The following is a 4,386-nucleotide window of genomic DNA, read 5'->3' as shown; positions in this document are numbered from 1 at the left end:
GGTGCTATTTGTTATCTAACATTCCTTTTTCGTTATTAGAACTTGCCCCAATGCGCCAAGGGGACACAGTATCCGAAACCTTACATAAAACTACTAAGTATGCACAGCGCGCTGATGAACTTGGTTTTAACCGTTTTTGGCTCGCAGAGCACCATAATATGCCAGGTATTATTTGTGCGGCTACATCAATTTTAGTGGGGCATATTGCTGGTAAAACACAAAATATACGGGTTGGTTCAGGCGGCATTATGTTACCGAACCATTCGCCGTTAGTGGTCGCCGAACAATTTGGCACGTTAGAAAGCCTATATCCTGGGCGCATTGATTTAGGGTTGGGGCGTGCACCGGGTAGCGATCCAACCACTAGCCGTGCTTTAAACAGTGATATGAGTCGCGCCGAAAACTTTCCCGCCGAAGTCAGCGAATTACAAACGTTACTCGGGCCCTATAACGGCACACACCCAATACGCGCGATACCCGGCGAAAATACCAATGTGCCTATTTGGCTATTAGGCTCTAGTTTGTTTAGTGCGCAATTGGCGGCTAAAAAAGGCTTACCGTATGTATTTGCAGGGCATTTTGCACCGCGTTTGTTAACTGAAGCGGTCGCGCTATATCGTCGCGAATTTACACCTTCAGCAGCACTGGCTAAGCCTTATATTATGTTGGCATTACCGCTGGTGGCGGCTGATAGCAACAAAGAAGCGCAGCACTTGGCAACCACCTCACAGCAGCGGGTTTTAGCCTTGATGCGCGGTGAGGAATTGTGGCTAAAACCGCCGGTTGACTCAATGGAGGGTCTATGGAATGCGCAAGAGCAAGCACAAGTTGAAAACTTTTTAAGTTTAAGTGTGATTGGCGGGCATGTCACTATAAAGTACACGCTAGAAATGATAGTAGAGCAATTGGGTATTGATGAGTTTATTTTTACCAATGATCTCTACGACAGTGAACAACGTAACCGCGCCATTGAAATATTAATGGAAATAAAGCGTTAATTTTCATTTGGTTAAGCAGGCGTACACCTTGCGCCTGTTATGCTGTAAGCGAAATCTAACTTAGTTCGGCTTATAGCAAGCAATGATGCTGTGTTCACTTAAGGTATCTCACCTAACAGCGTGTTGCAGTGGTTGCAAACAATAGCAAACACGTTACTACAGCGATGCTTACATTCGCTTTAAGCTATCAAACTAATAGATTTAATCAACTTTTACAGTAGCGACTTACTCGCTACACTTAAACCATAAATCGTTATCACTCTATTTTTGACAGGAAGGTGCACCGTGAACTCGCTAAACAATGTAATCCCTAACGTATATCAAACAGATCAGGCTAAGCTTGCTCTGATTGCTGAGGGAGGCGGGCAGCGAGGGATATTTACCGCGGGCGTACTCGATGCATGGTTAGCACAACAGTTTAACCCGTTCGATTTATTTATTGGCACCTCTGCAGGCTCACAAAACCTAGCCAGCTTTTTAGCTGGTCAAAAAGGCTATGCACAACGTTTGATCAGAGGGGTGTCTAGGGATCGGCGCTTTTTTCAATTAGGCCGTGGTTTAATGGGCAAGCATATTGTTGACTTAGACTGGTATTTTGAAAAAGCCACCGAAGCTAACCGCGCGTTAGATTTTAATGCCGCACAGCAAAATTTAGCAGGGCGAGAGTTATTGATCACCGCCACTAACGTGCGTAATAGAAAAGCTTATTTTTTAACTCCCTCGAATGATAGCGAACATTGGCTGGCGTTATTAAAGGCATCTAGCGCGTTACCGTTTTTATATCGTCAAGGGGTTAACTTAAGCCCGTGGACAGCAAGCTTTGCTGATAAACATGAGCATGTACCCCGCGAGTCTGACTTTTATATTGATGGCGGCTTAGCGGCGCCATTACCCGTACGCGAAGCTTACCGCCGCGGGGCAGAAAAAATTGTGGTGATCCGCACCGTCGATAGCGACTTTGCAACGCAAGCTGCGTGGTTAGAAAAAATCAGAAGCTTTGTTAATGTATCGGGTTACTTTCCAAAAACGGTGGATTACTTGCTACAGCACGAACAAGCGTATCAAGATGAGTTAGACTTTATTGCCAATCCGCCCAGTGATGTGGAAATTATACAAGTATTTGCTGAGGACAAACTGCAAAGTAAGTTATTAGGCAGTGCGAATCATGAATTGCGTAACGACTATAAACTAGGCTTAACAGCAGGCGAAGCGTTTTTAGCCGAGCAAGCAAAACAACTTAATACGGCACCTTACCGCGAGATTGCTTAAAAAGTAAAAATAATAGCTCTACAATTTAGCAGCCGTTAGTGGCTTGATTAAGGCACAGCCAGTGCACACAAACTGGCTGTGCTTTTTTATTGCCAGCTAAGTAGATGACAATAAGATACTGGTTTCACTATTTAAAATACCGTCTATTTCTCTTACTTGCCTAAGCACGCCATCAAATTCACTTAAATTAGCCGCTTGTATTTCTGCCACTAAATCCCACGCGCCATTGGTGGTGTGTAACTTAGTGAGAGCGGGAATACCGCGCATGGTTTTAATAACTTGCGAGGTCGATTTACCCACCACTTCTACCATCATAATGGCCCTGACCGCTTCGGTTTCAATATGCTGATGCACCCGCACGGTAAAACCTAGTATTGCCCCTGAGCTTACCAAGCGATCTAACCTATTTTGCACCGTACCACGCGACACGTTAAGGGTGTTAGCTAAGGTTGAAATTGTGGCACGGCCGTCTTTTCTTAATTCGGCTATTAATGCTTTGTCGAGAACATCGTAAATATAGGGGGTCATACTGTTAGCCTTAGTCGCAATTTTGTTAAAAATACTAAATTTTACTATTGCTGCCTAGCAAAATGATAAAAATTAGTGCTATTTGTATAAAATGTTGCCATTTTAACTGACGCACGCGCTCGATAAACTAGCTGTAAAGAAATTACCCACACTTAGTTATTCGAGGTATAAATGACACACTTTATAGCACAGCCAAAGCAAGGCGTTCCTTTTGTTAGCGTAGCCGCGATGGCAAAACTGATAAATACTCTGGGTATAGAACCCGTTTTACACCAGCTTACTCAGCGACTTGAAACTGACTTTGCCCGTTGGCAGCAATTTGATAAATCGCCACGATATGCAGCACATTCACCGGAGGGCGTGATAGAGCTGATGCCCGTAAGTGATGGTGAATTATTTAGTTGTAAGTACGTAAACGGCCACCCTAAAAATACCTTTCGAGAGCTACAAACGGTGGCTGCGTTTGGTATTTTAGCCGATGTCGATAGTGGCTATCCGCTGATGATCAGCGAAATGTGTTTACTGACAGCGCTGAGAACGGCAGCCACCTCTGCATTAGTAGCAAAATATTTAGCGCCTAAAAACGCCACCACACTGACACTCATAGGTAATGGCGCGCAGTCTGAATTTCAGGCGTTAGCATTTAAGAGTGTGTTGGGTATTACTGATATTCGCTTATACGATATTGATCCAGCCGCCTCACAAAAAACCTTTAACAACCTAACGGCATATGGTTTAAAGGTGACAATTTGTGACAGTGCCGCCAAGGCCGTAGAAGGTGCGCACATCATCACTACGTGTACAGCAGATAAAAGCAACGCCACTATTTTAACCAGCGAAATGATCCCAGATGGGGTGCATATTAATGCTATTGGCGGCGACTGCCCGGGTAAAACAGAGTTAGAGGCTAAACTACTGGCGCGCGCTGCCGTATTTGTAGAATACGAACCACAAACGCGTATTGAAGGCGAAATTCAACAAATGGCGGCAGACTTTGCTGTGACAGAATTTCATCAAGTGATTAATGGTCAAGCCAGCGGGCGTGAAAACCAGCAACAACTGACCATTTTTGATGGCGTCGGTTTTGCAAGCGAAGACTTTTCAGCACTGGTCTTTATTCGTGATCAGCTTATTGCCAGCGGGGAATACCAGTTACTTGAGTTAATAACTCAACAACCCGATCCGCGTAATTTATTTTCGGTGTTAACCGCGCCAACGTCTAAGCAAGAGCAGGTAGCATGAGTACAATAATGCAAGCACCACATGCGGTTGTGATGATTCGTCCGCATCATTTTATCTCTAACCCACAAACGATGCGCGATAACGCATTTCAGCGCGAATGCTTAGCAAGCAATATCAGTGTGCAAGCGTATAACGAAGTCACTAATGCGGTTGATATTCTTAAAGGTGAAGGGGTAACGGTACACCTGTTTGAAGACGAGCAAAAAACAACCCCCGACTCGGTATTTCCAAATAATTGGTTTACTACTCATCAAAGTGGTGAAATAGTAATCTATCCCATGTATGCACAAAGCAGAAGAGCAGAATTTCGCAAAGATATTATTGATTTTTTAACGGATCAATATAAAGT

General features: G+C 44.1%; 5 protein-coding genes. 4 read left to right on the top strand and 1 reads right to left on the bottom strand.

What is annotated here, in order from left to right; all coding sequences use genetic code 11:
• Positions 1-8 precede the first annotated feature (8 nt).
• The gene (locus ABYB02_RS15025; RefSeq protein ID WP_372763216.1) at positions 9-998 is read left to right on the top strand and encodes an LLM class flavin-dependent oxidoreductase; all 990 of its coding nucleotides are present in this window, start codon (positions 9-11) and stop codon (positions 996-998) included.
• 285 nt (positions 999-1,283) lie between these two features.
• Positions 1,284-2,267 (top strand): patatin family protein, encoded by a 984-nt coding sequence (locus tag ABYB02_RS15020; RefSeq protein WP_372763215.1) that lies wholly within the window; start codon positions 1,284-1,286, stop codon positions 2,265-2,267.
• 96 nt (positions 2,268-2,363) lie between these two features.
• Here ABYB02_RS15020 and ABYB02_RS15015 read toward each other — a convergent pair whose 3' ends face one another.
• A complete protein-coding gene (locus ABYB02_RS15015) occupies positions 2,364-2,795 on the bottom strand; it encodes an Lrp/AsnC family transcriptional regulator (protein WP_372763214.1) in 432 nt (143 codons plus the stop codon).
• Between the two features lie 171 nt (positions 2,796-2,966).
• Between ABYB02_RS15015 and ABYB02_RS15010 the strand changes: the two genes are divergently transcribed.
• Together ABYB02_RS15010 and ABYB02_RS15005 are read left to right on the top strand one after the other, a co-directional pair.
• The gene (locus ABYB02_RS15010) at positions 2,967-4,037 is read left to right on the top strand and encodes an ornithine cyclodeaminase (protein WP_372763213.1); all 1,071 of its coding nucleotides are present in this window, start codon (positions 2,967-2,969) and stop codon (positions 4,035-4,037) included.
• On the top strand, positions 4,034-4,386 hold a 353-nt coding region (locus ABYB02_RS15005), incomplete at its 3' end, for an arginine deiminase-related protein (RefSeq protein WP_372763212.1). The genes ABYB02_RS15010 and ABYB02_RS15005, both read left to right, overlap by 4 nt.

Source organism: Pseudoalteromonas sp., from assembly GCF_041613455.1.
Taxonomy (GTDB): Bacteria; Pseudomonadota; Gammaproteobacteria; order Enterobacterales; family Alteromonadaceae; genus Pseudoalteromonas.
This window is presented reverse-complemented; position numbering and strand designations above follow the sequence as displayed.